General features: G+C 66.8%; 17 protein-coding genes. 9 read left to right on the forward strand and 8 right to left on the reverse strand.

What is annotated here, in order from left to right:
• The first annotated feature begins 93 nt into the window (after positions 1-93).
• The 6 genes from EII34_RS00675 to serA are packed head-to-tail and all read left to right on the forward strand — an operon-like array spanning position 94 to position 6,181.
• The gene (locus tag EII34_RS00675; RefSeq protein WP_124841747.1) at positions 94-1,617 is read left to right on the forward strand and encodes an ABC transporter substrate-binding protein; all 1,524 of its coding nucleotides are present in this window, start codon (positions 94-96) and stop codon (positions 1,615-1,617) included.
• Between the two features lie 2 nt (positions 1,618-1,619).
• Complete coding sequence (locus EII34_RS00680) at positions 1,620-2,579, forward strand: ABC transporter permease (protein ID WP_124841749.1); 960 nt, start codon at positions 1,620-1,622, stop codon at positions 2,577-2,579.
• Positions 2,579-3,388 (forward strand): ABC transporter permease, encoded by an 810-nt coding sequence (locus EII34_RS00685; protein ID WP_124842598.1) that lies wholly within the window; start codon positions 2,579-2,581, stop codon positions 3,386-3,388. The genes EII34_RS00680 and EII34_RS00685 overlap by 1 nt, the downstream gene beginning before the upstream one ends.
• Positions 3,385-4,206, forward strand: a complete 822-nt coding sequence (locus tag EII34_RS00690; protein ID WP_124841750.1) for an ABC transporter ATP-binding protein — start codon at positions 3,385-3,387, stop codon at positions 4,204-4,206. Before EII34_RS00685 ends, EII34_RS00690 begins: the two co-directional genes overlap by 4 nt.
• On the forward strand, positions 4,203-4,970 hold the full coding sequence (locus EII34_RS00695; RefSeq protein ID WP_124841752.1) for an ABC transporter ATP-binding protein: 768 nt from the start codon (positions 4,203-4,205) through the stop codon (positions 4,968-4,970). The genes EII34_RS00690 and EII34_RS00695 overlap by 4 nt, the downstream gene beginning before the upstream one ends.
• 20 nt (positions 4,971-4,990) lie before the next feature.
• On the forward strand, positions 4,991-6,181 hold the full coding sequence (gene serA / locus EII34_RS00700; protein ID WP_124841754.1) for a phosphoglycerate dehydrogenase: 1,191 nt from the start codon (positions 4,991-4,993) through the stop codon (positions 6,179-6,181).
• A gap of 4 nt (positions 6,182-6,185) precedes the next feature.
• Here the strand turns inward: serA and EII34_RS00705 are convergent, their stop codons facing one another.
• From EII34_RS00705 to EII34_RS00720, 4 genes are read right to left on the reverse strand one after another with little or no spacing between them, the layout of a single operon-like run.
• Positions 6,186-6,977: an inositol monophosphatase family protein gene (locus tag EII34_RS00705; protein ID WP_124841756.1), complete on the reverse strand. Its 792-nt coding sequence runs from the start codon at positions 6,975-6,977 to the stop codon at positions 6,186-6,188.
• Positions 6,978-7,006: 29 nt separating this feature from the next.
• The gene (rsgA, locus tag EII34_RS00710; protein WP_124841758.1) at positions 7,007-7,978 is read right to left on the reverse strand and encodes a ribosome small subunit-dependent GTPase A; all 972 of its coding nucleotides are present in this window, start codon (positions 7,976-7,978) and stop codon (positions 7,007-7,009) included.
• Complete coding sequence (gene aroA / locus EII34_RS00715) at positions 7,978-9,258, reverse strand: 3-phosphoshikimate 1-carboxyvinyltransferase (protein ID WP_395858063.1); 1,281 nt, start codon at positions 9,256-9,258, stop codon at positions 7,978-7,980. The genes rsgA and aroA overlap by 1 nt, the downstream gene beginning before the upstream one ends.
• A complete protein-coding gene (locus EII34_RS00720; protein WP_185711100.1) occupies positions 9,255-9,764 on the reverse strand; it encodes a DoxX family protein in 510 nt (169 codons plus the stop codon). Before EII34_RS00720 ends, aroA begins: the two co-directional genes overlap by 4 nt.
• A gap of 160 nt (positions 9,765-9,924) precedes the next feature.
• On the opposite strand from EII34_RS00720, the gene EII34_RS00725 reads away from it, so the two are divergent.
• Complete coding sequence (locus tag EII34_RS00725) at positions 9,925-10,512, forward strand: sigma-70 family RNA polymerase sigma factor (protein WP_124841764.1); 588 nt, start codon at positions 9,925-9,927, stop codon at positions 10,510-10,512.
• Positions 10,509-10,784 carry a zf-HC2 domain-containing protein gene (locus EII34_RS00730; RefSeq protein WP_124841766.1) on the forward strand — a complete coding sequence of 92 codons (276 nt, stop codon included), beginning with the start codon at positions 10,509-10,511 and terminating at the stop codon, positions 10,782-10,784. Before EII34_RS00725 ends, EII34_RS00730 begins: the two co-directional genes overlap by 4 nt.
• A gap of 50 nt (positions 10,785-10,834) precedes the next feature.
• Here EII34_RS00730 and EII34_RS16730 read toward each other — a convergent pair whose 3' ends face one another.
• Positions 10,835-10,909, reverse strand: a complete 75-nt coding sequence (locus EII34_RS16730) for a 50S ribosomal protein bL37 (protein WP_390620223.1) — start codon at positions 10,907-10,909, stop codon at positions 10,835-10,837.
• Positions 10,910-10,989: 80 nt separating this feature from the next.
• Between EII34_RS16730 and EII34_RS00735 the strand changes: the two genes are divergently transcribed.
• Positions 10,990-12,441 (forward strand): sensor histidine kinase, encoded by a 1,452-nt coding sequence (locus EII34_RS00735; RefSeq protein WP_464115340.1) that lies wholly within the window; start codon positions 10,990-10,992, stop codon positions 12,439-12,441.
• Positions 12,442-12,449: 8 nt separating this feature from the next.
• Here the strand turns inward: EII34_RS00735 and EII34_RS00740 are convergent, their stop codons facing one another.
• The 3 genes from EII34_RS00740 to EII34_RS15830 form a co-directional block, all read right to left on the reverse strand.
• Positions 12,450-12,701 carry a WhiB family transcriptional regulator gene (locus EII34_RS00740; RefSeq protein WP_124841770.1) on the reverse strand — a complete coding sequence of 84 codons (252 nt, stop codon included), beginning with the start codon at positions 12,699-12,701 and terminating at the stop codon, positions 12,450-12,452.
• A gap of 106 nt (positions 12,702-12,807) precedes the next feature.
• On the reverse strand, positions 12,808-13,941 hold the full coding sequence (galK, locus tag EII34_RS00745; protein ID WP_124841772.1) for a galactokinase: 1,134 nt from the start codon (positions 13,939-13,941) through the stop codon (positions 12,808-12,810).
• Positions 13,941-14,117 carry a DUF6104 family protein gene (locus EII34_RS15830; protein WP_185711101.1) on the reverse strand — a complete coding sequence of 59 codons (177 nt, stop codon included), beginning with the start codon at positions 14,115-14,117 and terminating at the stop codon, positions 13,941-13,943. The genes galK and EII34_RS15830 overlap by 1 nt, the downstream gene beginning before the upstream one ends.
• Position 14,118: the final 1 nt, after the last annotated feature.

Below are 14,118 nucleotides of genomic sequence, written 5' to 3' on the forward strand. Positions count from 1 at the left end.
CGAACAACAGTACACGACGCCGCCCTGGACGCCAAATCGATGGCCGAGGGGTAGGATCGTTCGGGTCCTGTTCACCGATTCGGGAGATGACGCATGAGCCTCAATCACCACTTCCGGCGCCTCGCCGCTCTGGTAGGTGTCCTGCTGGGCGTGAGCGTGCTGCTGGGTGCCTGCTCCAAACCGACAGGGGCCGGCGGCAGTCAGCCGGTGATTCTCAACGTCGGGGCCACCGCTGAACCAACAGGACTGGATCCCGCCACCACCACAGGGGCTGGGACCCCGTTCGTGCTGTTGTACAACGTCTACGAGACGCTGGTGCGGATCAACGACCAGGGAGAGATCAAGCCCCTGCTCGCGAAGAGCTGGACCGTCAGCCCGGATGCCACGGTCTACACCTTCGACCTTGAGCCCTCGGCCACCTTCGCCTCGGGAAGCCCGGTCGATGCCCAGGCTGTCGTCGACTCCCTGCTGCGCATCCGGGACGGCAAGGATACCACCCAGGTCCTCAGGTCCCAGATGGAGAAGGTCAAGGAGGTGACCGCGGTGGACGAGCACCAGGTCAGGGTCACGCTCACCGGGCCGAGCCAGCAGTGGCTCTACGACATGACCTCCACCGCCGGCATCATCTACGACCTCGGTGCAGCCACCGACCTCAGCACCACTCCGGCGGGTTCCGGGCCCTATGTCTTCTCCTCACACGACGTCGGCTCCAGCGTCACCCTCAAACGCAACGAGAACTACTGGGGCACCGGGCCACGCGTCGACGAGGTGAACTTCCGGTACTACGCCGATGCCAATGCCATGGTCACCGCCATGCTCTCCGGTCAGCTCGACATCGTGTCCAACCTCACGGTGCCGCAGGCCGTCGACCAGTTCAGCGACGCCGCCAGGTTCAAGGTCCTCGAGGGCACCACCGATGGTGAGGTGGTTCTCGGTTTCAACCATGTCAATCCGGCACTGCAGGACGTCAGGGTCCGACAGGCCATCAACCATGCCATCGACAGGCAGGCGATCATCGATGGCGCCTGGGGCGGCAAGGGAACCCTGATCGGCTCCATGGTGCCCCCCACGGATCGCTGGTACGAGGACCTCTCCAGGACCTACCCCCATGACCCCGAGAAGGCCAGGGCCCTGCTGGCCGAGGCCGGGCACGCCGAAGGGCTCACCCTGCGTCTGCGTGTACCCAACCTGCCGTACGCCCCGCCCATCGCCCGACTCGTCGCCGCCCAGTTGCGTGAGGTCGGTATCGAGGTGGTCACCGAGGAGCTCGAGTTCGCCACCTGGTTGGAATCGGTCTACAAGCAACGCGACTACGACATGACCGTCGTCGCCCACGTCGAGCCCTGGGATCTCGCCGCCTTCGCACGCAGTGACTACTACTGGGGCTACGACAATCCCGAGTTCACCGAACTGATGGCCGCAGCCGACGCCACCACCACGGAGGCTGAGCACACCGCGACCCTCAAGAAGGCCGCCAAGGTGCTCGCCGACGATGCCGCAGCCGACTGGCTGTTCCTGCTGCCGAACATCATCATCACCACCACGGAGGTCTCCGGGATCGCAGCCAACGGCACGGGGCTGTCCTTCGACCTGACCCACGTGGCCACCAGCCGCTGACGATGAACCCCCATGCCGTCGCCAGGCGCATCATCGGCCTGGTGGTGAGCCTCCTGGTGGCGTCGGTCCTCATCTTCCTCGCCACCAATGCCCTGCCCGGAAGCGTGGCAGGGATCCTGCTCGGCACGCAGGCCAGCCCTGAGGAGGTGGCTGCGTTGGAGACCAGACTGGGACTCGACCGTCCGCTGGTCATCCGTTACCTGGAGTGGATCAGTGGTGTGGTGGTCGGGGACTTCGGCACCTCGATGATCTCCGGCCAGGAGGTCATGTCCCAGATCCTGCCCCGACTCGGGATCTCGGTATGGCTCATCGTCTCGGGGATGCTCATCGCCCTCGTCGTCGCGATCCCACTCGGTACCCATGCCGCGCTCAGGCGACGACACCTGAGTGGTTTCCTGTCCTCCATGCTGTCCCAGGTGGGGTTGGCCGTTCCGGCTTTCTGGGCGGCCATGTGGCTGGTCATCGTCTTCGCAGTCCACCTCCGGTGGTTCCCGGCAGGGGGATACGTACCCCTCACCCAGGACCCCGCCCGGTGGGCTTCACACCTGGCGTTGCCGGCCCTGTCACTCGGGCTGGTCCAGGGCAGCCTGCTGTCCCGCTACGTGCGCAGTGCAGTCATCGAGGTCACGGGGGAGGACTGGTTCCGCACGGCCCGTTCCGTGGGCTGGAGCAGATGGGGTGCACTGCTTCGGCACGGTTCCCGCAACGTGGCCATCTCCCTGCTCACCGTCCTCGGTCTCCAGATCGCGACGCTCCTGGTGGGGGCCATCATCATCGAACAGGTCTTCTCCATCCAGGGACTGGGCTCCCGGTTGCTGCGTGCGGTCTCGCAGCGGGATCTGGTACTGGTCCAGGGAATCGTCCTGATCCTGGTGTGGACGGTGCTGGTGATCAACTTCGTCGTCGATGCGATCTACCACGTGGTGGATCCCCGCCTTCGCAACACCCGGGAGGCGCGATGATCCGACGCTCCAACCTGCTCTTCGGCACCATCCTGATCGGGCTGGTCGTCCTCGCGGCGCTGCTCGGGATGTTGTGGACCCCGCATGACCCGCAGGCGATCACCGGTTCGAGGCTCGAGACTCCCTCATCCCAGCACTGGCTCGGCACCGATGGCGGAGGTTTCGACATCGTCAGTCGCCTCATGAAGGGGGCCCGGTTGGTACTGCTCATCGGGGTGATCTCCGTGGCGGGTGCTGCCGTCATCGGAATCCCGGCAGGCATCGTCGCCGGAATGAGCCGTGGCTGGGCAGGCAGGCTCATCGCCCGAGGTGCTGACATCCTCTACGGTTTCCCGGCCCTCCTGCTGGCCATCCTCTTCGCAGCGGCCCTGGGTGGTTCCGTCTGGACCGCGCTCATGGCGATCTCCCTGGCCACCGTGCCGGGCTTCGTGAGGATCGCCCGTGCCGCGACACTGCAGGTCATGGGACAGGCCTATGTCGAGGCCGCTCGTCTCTCGGGCATCCCGCGCACCCACATCGCCTGGCGTCATGTCCTGCCCAACATCGCCCCGGTGCTCGGGGTACAGGCCAGTGTCAGCGTCGGCATCGCCATCCTCGCCGAGGCAGGACTGTCCTACCTCGGCCTGGCCTCCAGCGCCGACGACGCCACGTGGGGCCGTATGCTCCGTGAAGCCCAGGATCAACTGTTCTCCGCACCGATGATCGCTTTCTGGCCCGGAATGGCGGTGGCCGTGGCGACCATGGGCTGCAATCTGCTGGGGGACGGACTGCGTGACCTCCTGGACCCCCGGTTGAGGGAGTTGGCATGAGTCTGTTGGAGGTCGAGGAACTGCGGATCACCTTCGGGCGACGCCGCAAGGTCGCTGTCGACGGCATCAGTTTCACGCTCGAGGCCACCGAACGGCTCGGCATCATCGGTCAATCGGGGTCCGGGAAATCGGTGACGGCGCTCGCGATCATGGGATTGCTGCCGGAGACGGCGAATGTCTCCGGCTCCATCAAGCTGGCCGGCAAGGAACTCGTCGGCCGTCCGGAACGAGAGCTGCGTGCGCTGCGTGGCGAGGTCGTCTCCATGGTCTTCCAGGAGCCCATGACCGCCCTCGACCCGACGATGCGGGTGGGGAGGCAGGTGGGGGAGGCGGTCGCGCTCCACCACCCTGAACGACGTGGGCGGATCCGTGGCCTCGTCACCGACTGGTTGCAGCGAGTCGGTCTGGAGGATCCGACACGGATCGCCGACTCCTACCCACACCAGCTCTCCGGGGGGCAACGGCAGCGTGCCCTCATCGCGATGGCTCTGGCCAACGAGCCGGATCTCGTGATCTGCGATGAGCCGACCACTGCACTCGACGTCATCGTGCAACGACAGATCCTCGACCTGCTCCACGGTCAGTTGGAGGGTCGCGCGGCACTGTTCGTCAGCCATGACCTGGCCGTGGTGCGGGAGGTCTGTCAGCACGTCGTCGTCATGCTGGACGGTGGGATCGTCGAGTCCGGGCCCATTCAACAGATCATCGACTCACCGCAACATCCCTACACGCGTGGGCTGGTCGCGGCGGCACGCATCTCCGCCGTGGCGCCGGGGGAGCGGTTGCCCACCGTCGCCGATCACTGGAGACGATCATGACGCACCTCGTGGAGTTCCGACGGGTGGATGTCACCTTCCACCGCAACCGGAGCACCTTCCGTGCCCTTCATGAGGTGGACCTCACCGTGGCAGCAGGGGAGCGGGTCGGGATCGTCGGGGGCTCAGGCTCCGGCAAGACGACACTGTTGCGGACCATTCTCGGCCTGGTCCAGCCGAGCGCCGGTGAGGTGATCTTCGACGGTGAGCGCGTCGATCACCGCACGGATCGGCAACTGGCGGAGATGCGGCGGCGGGTGTCGCTGATCCACCAGGACCCCAACTCGTCGCTCAACCCCCGGATGCGGCTCCGCGACATCATCGCCGAGCCGCTGCGATCGCCGTGGACCAGGCGCTCCGGGATCCCGGTGAATCAGCTGGTGGCCGAGGTGGTCGAGGCCGTCGGGCTCGACGTGGAGGTGCTGGAGCACTACCCGCACCAGTTGTCCGGCGGTCAGCGCCAACGCATCGCCATCGCACGTGCCCTCATCAGTGAACCCGACCTGCTCATCGCCGATGAGCCCGTCTCCGCGCTCGACGTCTCCGTGCGTGCCCAGGTGCTCAACCTGCTGGGCGACACGGTTCGAGAACGTGGTCTGGCCATGTTGTTCGTCAGTCATGACCTCGCGGTGGTGCGTCACCTCTGCCAGCAGGTGGTGGTCCTCCGGCACGGCCGGGTGGTGGAGACCGGGCCGGTCCCACAGGTCCTCGACGACCCTGAGGATCCATACACCCGAGAACTGGTCAAGGCGACCCTGTCCTTGTGAATCCGGGTAGCATGCGGCTCGTGAAGGCTCTGCTGCTCGAAAACATCCACCCCGAAGCCGTTCGTGTGCTGTCCTCCCGTGGCCACGAGGTCGAACTGCTCCCCAACGCCTTGAGTGAGGACGAACTGATCGAGGCACTCGACGGCGTGCAGTTCCTCGGTATCCGGTCGCGTACCCATCTCACCGAGGCCGTGTTCAAGGCACGGCCGGGGCTGGCGGCGGTGGGGGCCTTCTGCATCGGGACCAACCAGGTGGACCTGCCGGCGGCTGCAGCTGCAGGGGTCCCCGTCTTCAACGCCCCGTACTCGAACACCCGATCAGTCGTGGAACTGGCTCTCGGCGAGATCATCGCCATGGCGCGCCGTCTCGGTGATCGCAGCGCAGGAATGCACGCCGGTGTGTGGGACAAGTCCGCCGTCGGTTCCCATGAGGTCCGTGGCCGCACCCTGGGCATCGTCGGCTACGGCAACATCGGCTCCCAGCTGTCCGTGTTGGCCGAGGCCCTGGGGATGCGGGTCTACTTCTACGACGTGGTGGACCGGCTGGCTCTCGGCAACGCCACCCGGGTGGACTCGATGGAGGAGCTGTTCGCCACCTGCGAGACCATCTCGCTCCATGTCGACGGACGTGCCGCGAACAAGCACCTCATCGGGGCGAAGGAGTTCGCCCAGATGCGTCCGAGGACGCTCTTCCTCAACCTGTGTCGAGGCAACGTGGTCGACATCGAGGCCCTGGCCGAGGTGCTGCGTTCCGGCCACATCGCAGGAGCCGCTGTGGACGTGTTCCCCACCGAGCCGAAGAGCAAGGAGGAGCCCTTCGTCTCACCGCTCCAGGGGATCCCGAACGTTCTGCTCACCCCACACGTGGGTGGCTCCACGCAGGAGGCCCAGGTGGACATCGGGCGCTACGTGGCGGGCAAGCTGGCTGACTACGAGGAGTTCGGCAACACCTCGATGTGCGTGAACCTGCCCGAGGTCTCCGTGACCGCTCCCCGCAGTGAGCGGATCCTGCACCTGCACCACAACGTGCCCGGTGTGATGGCCCGGTTGAACCAGGTGCTGGCCCGGCACAACATGAACATCGGGTTTCAGACCTTGGCGACGCTGGGGGAGCACGGGTATGCGGTGACCGATGTCGGTGGAGAGCATTTCGATGGTCTCCTGCAGGAGCTCCAAGGGCTCGAGGAGACCATCCGGGTCCGCGTGATCTGAGTTCTCAGAGGCTGAGCCGCTCCAGCACTGCGTCATGGAGGGGCCCGTTCGTGGCCAGGGCGTTGCCGTGGTACGGGCCGGGTTTGCCGTCGATGCTGGTGAAGCGGCCCCCTGCCTCACGCACGATGACGTCGAGAGCGGCCATGTCGTAGAGCTGCAGCTCCGGCTCACAGGCGATGTCCACGGCGCCCTCGGCGAGCAGCATGTAGCTCCAGAAGTCCCCGTAGGCCCTGGACCGCCACACCTCGCGCATGAGATCGACGAAACCCTGGCCACGCCCGGACTCGATCCAGCCGTCGATGCTGGCGTAGGAGAGCGAGGCGTCCTCGACCCTCGACACCTTGCTGGTGCGGATCTCCGTGGGGTTGAGGATGGAACGTCCCGTGAAGGCCCCGCCTCCCTTCGTCGCCCACCACCGACGCCCCAACGCGGGGGCGGAGACCACGGAGGCGACGATCTCGCCCTCGACCTCCAAGGCGATCAGGGTGGCCCACACCGGTACACCGCGAAGGTAGTTCGCCGTGCCGTCGATGGGATCGATGATCCAGCGGCGCGGAGAACTACCGGAGTCCTGCATCTCCTCGCCGTGGACGGCGTCCCTGGGGCGGGTGCGCGACAGGGTCCGACGGATCGCCTCCTCGACGGCGGTGTCGGTCTCGGTCACGGGGGTCCGATCCGGTTTGGTGCGCACATCGAGGTCCTGGGCCTTGAATCGTGCCATGGAGATCGAGTCGGCGTCGTCGGCCATGACGTGTGCCAGACGGATGTCATCGGTGAATGATTTGCTGGAGGCCATGGACATAACCTAGCCGAGACCCGGGTTGATCACGCGAAGGCCCGTTCCATTCTGCGGAACGAGGCGAGTCGCTGCGCATCCAGCAGGCCCTCACCGAGTGCCTCGTCAAGGGCACATTCAAGGGCCTGGGAGTCATGACGGCAGCCTCGGGGACAGTTCTCGACGAGATCCGCCAGATCGCTGAAGGCCGCCACGAAGGACTCGGGTTGGACGTGGCTGATGCCGAAGGACCTGACTCCCGGGGTGTCGATGATCCAGCCGCCACCCGGCAGGGCGATCGCTGCCGCCGAGGTGGAGGTGTGGCGTCCCTTGCCGGTGACCTCGGAGACCGCACCCGTCGCCCGACCGGTGCCGGGAACCAGCGCATTGACCAGGGTGGACTTGCCCACCCCGGAGTGTCCGATGAGAACCGTGGTGAGATCCTCCAGGTGTTCTCGGACCGGCTCCAGATCCGCTCCGGGACGGGTCACGACGATGGGCACCCCGAGCGGTTCGTAGGCGGCCCGCAACGCATCAGGCGAGGCGAGATCTGCCTTCGTCAGGCACAGCACGGGGGCGACCCCGGCGTCATAGGCGGCCACCAGGATCCGGTCGATCATCCCCATCCGAGGTTCGGGGTCGGCCAGCGCCGTGACGATCATCAGCTGGTCAGCATTGGCGACGATGGGGCGCTCGAAGGTGTCGGCATCATCCGCGGAGCGGCGAAGCATCGAGGAACGCTCCTCCACCTCGACGATGCGGGCCAAGGTGCCCTCAGCGCCGGAGACGTCGCCGTCGAGTCGGACCCGGTCGCCGACGATCACCCCCTTGCGGCCGAGGATCCGGGCCTTGGTGGCACTGACGGCCCGGCCATCGGTCATGAGACAGCGGTAACGTCCCCGGTCGATGGAGGCCACCATCGCCACCGGGGCCGAGGAGTAGTCCGGACGGTCCTTGGTGCGGGGGCGGCTACGCCGACGGGGCCGCTCGAAGGCGGTGTGGTCGTCATCCCAGCGCGCCATCAGACGCCCACCAGGCCGGTCCAACGTTCGATGAAGTCCGGCATGGTCTTGGAGACACAACCGACGTCATCCACCGTGATCCCGGGACGGACCAAGGCCAGGATCGCGGCGAAATGGACCAGGCGGTGATCCGCGTAGGTGCGGAGTTCGACCGGGTCACCGGTCGGCAGGCCACCGGTGATCTCCAGCCCGTCGGGCAGCTCGACGACGGAGACCCCGAGCGTGGTCAACTCAGCTGCCAGGGCGCTCAGCCGGTCGGTCTCGTGGCCGCGGATGTGGGCCACACCCGTGATTCGTGTGGTGCCCTCCGCGACCGCTGCGAGGGCGGCGACGACCGGGGTGAGCTCGGAGGCCTCGTGCAGGTCGACCGCCACCGCGTGGAGTCGTTCGGGACCCGTGAGCTCAACGGTGTCACCGAGGAGGCTGACCGTGCAGCCCATCTCCTCGGCCACGGGGAGGAACATCGCGCCGGGTTGGAGGGAGTATCGGGGCCAGCCCGGGACGGTGACCCGCCCTCCGGTGACCGCTGCAGCGGCGAGAAAGGCAGCAGCATTGGTCAGATCCGGCTCAACGGTCACGTCGCGGGCGGTGATGGTGCTCTCCTGCACCCTCCAGGAGGCCTCGTCCGGGGACTCGACGTGGACCCCGCGTTCCTGCAGCATCGTGACGGTCATCTCGATGTGGGGACGGGATGGGAGGCGGTCCCCCCGGTGTCTGAGACAAAGCCCCCCGGTCAGTCGGGCACCGATCAGGAGCAGCCCGGAGAGGAACTGGCTCGAGGCCGATGAGTCGATCACGACCTCCTGCGGACGACGCGGTACGTCGGGACCGGGCGGTGTGACGGTCAGTGGCAGGCGGTCCCCGTCGATCGTCGCACCGAGCTGCCGCAGGCCGTCGAGCAGGCCTGCCATCGGACGGTTCGAGGCATGGGGATCCCCGTGGAACCGGACAGGACCGTCCGCCAAGGTGGCCAGGGGAGGGACGAAGCGCATCACGGTACCGGCGAGCCCGCAGTCGATCCCGCCCACTGGTGCGCGGAACCGGGCTGGTGGGGTGATCCTCAGCGCGTCGGGGGCGACCTGTGCGATCTCGACCCCGAGGCCGCGCAGGGCAGCCATCATGAGGTCACTGTCGCGTGATCTCAGCACCCCCTCCAAGCTCGCCGGGCCGTCGGCGAGGGCGGCCAGCACCAGAGCGCGATTGGTCTCGGACTTGGAACCCGGGACACGGGTGAGCCCCACCACCGGACCACGCGTGGTGGGCAGCTCCTGCGGGGTCAGGACGACACCACCCGCTTCTTGGCCCTGGCGGTGGCCCTGGCGACCTTCTTGGCCGCGTGCTTGCGTCGCCACTTCAGGCTGGGCTGACCCTGCAGATCTCGTGCGGCCAGGAGCGCGGCACCCACCAGGGCGACGCGACGCAACAGGTCAGGCCTGTCGTGGACGCGCTCCTCCTTGGGGGTTCCCTTGCCCGGCAGCGCGGTCACGACGTTCATCACACCGGCCCCACTGAGCAACAGGGCGCCTGCGCGGCGTCCGATCCCGGTGGCGAACATGGTCCCGCCGGCGACCTCCGCCACCCCACAGAGCCTGACCCAGGTCTCGGGCAGCTCCGGGACATAGGAGGAGTACCGAGCAGGCAGGACCCGTTGCACGACCGGAGCGACGGCGGAGGTGAACTTCTCGGCCTCAGGGGCCACATCGGTCGGTCTCGTGACCTTGTGGACGCCGTCGGCGATGAAGGCGCTGGCGAAGAGGCTTCGGGCGAAGAAACGCAACAGACTCATGGCACCTAACATACCCACACCACAACCGCTTCGTCGCCGCCGCCTCGGAAAAATCCGTGGGAATAGACACCCGGCCGACGACGTTGTCACGGGCATGACCGCAACTTTGGTGCTGGACCCTCCCACGGATCGGGTCCTGGAGGCGGTAGTTTCTTCCTCGATGGATTCTTCAGTGGAGATCGACGCAGCCGGCCTGGGACTGGCGTTCGAGGAGGAGGCACTCAGCCACCTCGACCGCCTCTACTCCGCCGCGCTCAAGATGACCAGGAACCCGGCCGATGCGGAGGACCTGGTGCAGGAGACCTACGCCAAGGCCCTCAAGGGAAGGGAGTCGTTCAAGGACGGCACCAACATGAAGGCCTGGTTGTACCGGATCCTCACCAACTCCTACATCAGCACGTGGCGCAAGGCGGAGCGATCCCCCAAGCTCAGTGGGGATGAGGACGTCACCGACTGGCAGCTGGCCCGGGCGGCATCCCATGACTCACAGGGGCTCCGGTCCGCGGAGATGGAGGCACTCGACAGCACCCCCGACCAGGTTGTCGCCGAGGCGATGGCAGCGCTACCGGAGAACTACCGACTGGCGGTCTACCTCGCGGATGTCGAGGGTTTCAGCTACAAGGAGATCGCAGCCATCATGGATACCCCCGTCGGTACCGTGATGTCACGGCTCAACCGGGGACGTTCCCAGCTGCGTACCGTCCTGGCGGACTACGCGGCCGAACGCGGCATCGGGAGGTCCCGATGAGCGACCCTGACATGTGGAGCCATGACCACGATGACATGGATGAGTGCGTGCGGGCCCTGGAGGTCGTCCACGCCTTCCTGCACGGTGAACTTCCGGAGACCGAGGCCGATCTCGTGCGCCATCATCTGCACGCCTGTGAACGCTGTATGGAGAGCTTCGAGATCGAGCAGACCATCAGTGTGATGATCCGTCGCAGCCAACCGGCCACCTCGGCCCCGACCCAGCTCAGGAATCGCCTCACCGCGTTGTGCCTCGGTGGAATGAACGGGTGATCACGTGAGGACGCCCCGTCCCGGTTCGGGACGGGGCGTCGTGATGGCTCTCAGGCGTTGGGACGCTTGCCGTGGTTGGCCTTGTTCTTGCGGCGAGCGCGACGCTTGCGACCGGTCTTGCCCATCAGGGTCTCCTTCTCTTGCGATGCGACGGCCCATTGTGCCAGAACCCTCGTGGCGCCACCAGCTCCCGTGATGGCAGAGTATGCCCATGGTGATGTCCGCCGTCGATCAGTTGACAGATGCCGAGTGGCTTCTCGCCTTCCAGGGCCAGTGGCACCTGCTGAGCGATCTCTCCTTCTCCGACCTGCTGCTGTGGGTGCCCGATGACGACTCCGAGGACTGCCAGGAGTTCACCTGCGTCGCCCAGATCCGCCCGGTGACCGGACCGACCGCGCTGGAGGACGACGTCATCGGGGAACGGATCTCCTACGAACCCGAGCACCAAGTGCTCGTGGCTTTCCTCAGCCATGAGATCTGCGAGACGGGGGACAACGCCCTGTCCGCAGGGATCCCGGTCGACGTGTGGGCCGTCCCCATCCTTCGGGGTGGGCGGTGCATCGCGGTGCTCGAGAGGCACACCAACCAGATGGGGATGCGTGCCACCGGCTCCCTGGAGGAGAACTATCTCGAGGCGGCCGACATCTTCACCTCGATGATCCTCGAGGGCAGGTTCCCCCTGGCGCCGGTCAGTGACAAGGCCCTGGCACCCAGGGTGTGCGACGGCGTGCTCAGGGTACAGCCCAGTGGTCGGATCAGCTACGCCTCGCCCAATGCCATCACCGCGTTCCGGCGGCTCGGAGCGCTGGGCGATGTCGCGGACGAGGACTTCCCCGTCCTGATCCGGAGTGTGATGAAGAATGTCGAATCGGTGGGGCAGACCGTCCAGTCGGATCTGGCGGAGCAACGCAGCGTCGTCTTCGACGTGGAACAACCGCGGGCCTCGATGCGCCTCGTGGTGCTGCCCCTGGTGGTCCAGGGGGAGCGTCAGGGAACCCTGGTGCTGTGCCGGGACACGACTGACCTGCGGAGCCGGGACCGGATGCTGGTCACCAAGGACGCCACCATCCGTGAGATCCACCATCGGGTGAAGAACAACCTGCAGACGGTCGCCGCGCTGCTTCGGATGCAGGCCAGGCGACTGAAGTCCGAGGAGGGGTACGAGGCGTTGACGGATGCGATGCGACGGGTCTCGTCCATCGCCCTGGTCCATGACACGCTGAGCCACAGCATCACCGACGACGTCGCCTTCGACGCGGTGTGTGACCGGATCCTGCGGATGGTTGGTGACCTCGCAGCGACCAGTGGAACCGTCGAGGCCACCAGGGACGGAAGCTTCGGTGAGGTACGTGCCGAGGCCGCGACCTCACTGGGCATGGTCATCACCGAGCTGTGTCAGAACGCCATCGAGCACGGGCTGGGCAGTGGCTCAGGGCGTCTCGTGGTCCATCCGCACCGCGACGACCAGCATCTCCTCGTCGATGTGATCGACGACGGTGTCGGTCTGCCGGACGGGTTCAGGCTCGGCAACCAGAAGAGTCTGGGACTGGCCATCATCTCCACCCTGGTGGGGGATCTGGGGGGCACGCTGGAGATCGGGCCCGCCGAGTCAGGGACCGGCACCCGGGCGCGCCTGGTGCTGCCGAGTGAGGTGTGAGCCCCGGGTCAGCTGGCGCGTACCCGGGACCGTGCCTGACGACGCTTGATGGCGCGTCTCTCGTCCTCACTCATCCCGCCCCACACCCCGTGGTCCTGGCCCGCCTCGAGGGCCCAGGCGAGGCACTGGTCCTTGACCTCACAGCGCTGGCAGATCCGTTTCGCATCCTCGATCTGCTGAAGGGCAGGGCCGGTGTTGCCGACGGGGAAGAACAATTCCGGATCCTCCGTCAAACAAGCTGCCCTGTGCCGCCAATCCATTGGTCGAGCCCCTCCATCTGTCATCAATTCGCGAGCGGATGAACCTTACCCCTCAGGGACACGATAGACAACCCCCTTTTCCTCGGGGCCTGTTTCCCGAATATTCCTACTGGAGGCGACCGGCGCCGGCCTCCGGGGTCGCGACGAACCACGACGGTGCATCGAACCCGGCAGCGGTGAAGGCCTCGGAGATGGCCTGGCCGATGCGGTCACCCTCACCGGTGTGGCACCACGCGATGATGCATCCACCGAAGCCGCCCCCCGTCATCCGGGCCCCGAGCGCACCGGCGGCACGCGCGGTCTCCACCGCGAGGTCGACGGTGGGAACCGTGATCTCGTAGTCGTCACGCATGGAGGCGTGTGAGGCGTCGAGCAGTGCCGGCAGCTCCTCGAAACGACCTGCCCGAGCAGCTGTGAGGGCAGCCATGGTTCGCTCATTCTCAGTGACCACATGGCGGACACGTTTGCGCATCCGTTCGTCCGGCAGCGCCGCCAGCGCCCGATCCAGGTCCTCGACGTCCCGCAGGGCGGAGAGTCCGAGCAGGGCGGCGGCCGCCTCGCAGGTCGCCCGACGTTCCCCGTACTCCCCGTCGACATGACTGTGCGGGGTGTGGGTGTCCAGCACGAGGATCTCGGCACCGTGGTCGGCCAACGGTAGGGGCACCGTCGTCGCCTCGAGACTGCGGCAGTCCAGGAACATCCCCGCGTCCTTGGTGCACAACGTCGAGGCCGCCTGGTCCAACAGGCCGGTGGGGGCCCCGACGTAGACGTTCTCGGCCCGCTGGCACAGCTTCGCCCGTTCCATCGGGGCGATCTCCAGCTGGAACAGGTCGCACAGGGCAGCCATGGTGGCGCACTCGATGGCTGCGGAGCTGGACAGCCCAGCCCCGTGTGGGACATCGGAGGTGAGCACCAGGGAGACCGGCCCGACCGGGTGCCCTGCCTCCCGCAGGGCCCAGAGCACCCCGGCCAGGTAGGCGGACCAGCCCCCGCTGCCGGGGGCCAGGTCCGCCCACGGCAGCTCGACCGACTCGTCGAGATCCAGCGCATGCATCACGACGATCTCGTCGTCGCGACGGGCCGCCGCCACCCGGGCGCGTTGTCGCAGGGCGAAGGGCAGGACGAAACCGTCGTTGTAGTCGGTGTGCTCCCCGATGAGGTTGACCCGCCCGGGGGCGAACCAGATGCCCTCTGGTGGTCTGCCGACCAGATCGGTGAACCTCGTGGTGAGATCGCTCATCACTCCTCCTCGTCGTCCAGCCGGGCCAGCCACGACGCCAACCGGTCGACGGCGGCCTCGAACTCCGGGTTCAGGTCGGTGAAGGTGCGGAGTTGATCGGCCAACCACTCGAAGGAGATCTCCTCGTCCCCACGTCGGGACGCCAGTTCCTCCAGGCCACGATCTGTGAAGTACATC

The organism is Arachnia propionica, from assembly GCF_003859805.1.
GTDB lineage: Bacteria > Actinomycetota > Actinomycetes > Propionibacteriales > Propionibacteriaceae > Arachnia > Arachnia propionica_C.

Bases quoted from the DNA above. Each gene is read 5' to 3' on its own strand.
- EII34_RS00675 (WP_124841747.1), top strand. From the start codon at position 94: ATGAGCCTCAATCACCACTTCCGGCGCCTCGCCGCTCTGGTAGGTGTC.
- EII34_RS15830 (WP_185711101.1), bottom strand. From the start codon at position 14,117: ATGTACTTCACAGATCGTGGCCTGGAGGAACTGGCGTCCCGACGTGGG.
- rsgA (WP_124841758.1), bottom strand. From the start codon at position 7,978: ATGGCGCGCTGGGATGACGACCACACCGCCTTCGAGCGGCCCCGTCGG.
- EII34_RS00690 (WP_124841750.1), top strand. From the start codon at position 3,385: ATGAGTCTGTTGGAGGTCGAGGAACTGCGGATCACCTTCGGGCGACGC.
- EII34_RS00680 (WP_124841749.1), top strand. From the start codon at position 1,620: ATGAACCCCCATGCCGTCGCCAGGCGCATCATCGGCCTGGTGGTGAGC.
- EII34_RS00720 (WP_185711100.1), bottom strand. From the start codon at position 9,764: ATGAGTCTGTTGCGTTTCTTCGCCCGAAGCCTCTTCGCCAGCGCCTTC.
- EII34_RS00705 (WP_124841756.1), bottom strand. From the start codon at position 6,977: ATGGCCTCCAGCAAATCATTCACCGATGACATCCGTCTGGCACACGTC.
- EII34_RS00735 (WP_464115340.1), top strand. From the start codon at position 10,990: ATGCCCATGGTGATGTCCGCCGTCGATCAGTTGACAGATGCCGAGTGG.
- EII34_RS00730 (WP_124841766.1), top strand. From the start codon at position 10,509: ATGAGCGACCCTGACATGTGGAGCCATGACCACGATGACATGGATGAG.
- EII34_RS00725 (WP_124841764.1), top strand. From the start codon at position 9,925: ATGGATTCTTCAGTGGAGATCGACGCAGCCGGCCTGGGACTGGCGTTC.
- EII34_RS00695 (WP_124841752.1), top strand. From the start codon at position 4,203: ATGACGCACCTCGTGGAGTTCCGACGGGTGGATGTCACCTTCCACCGC.
- galK (WP_124841772.1), bottom strand. From the start codon at position 13,941: ATGAGCGATCTCACCACGAGGTTCACCGATCTGGTCGGCAGACCACCA.
- EII34_RS00740 (WP_124841770.1), bottom strand. From the start codon at position 12,701: ATGGATTGGCGGCACAGGGCAGCTTGTTTGACGGAGGATCCGGAATTG.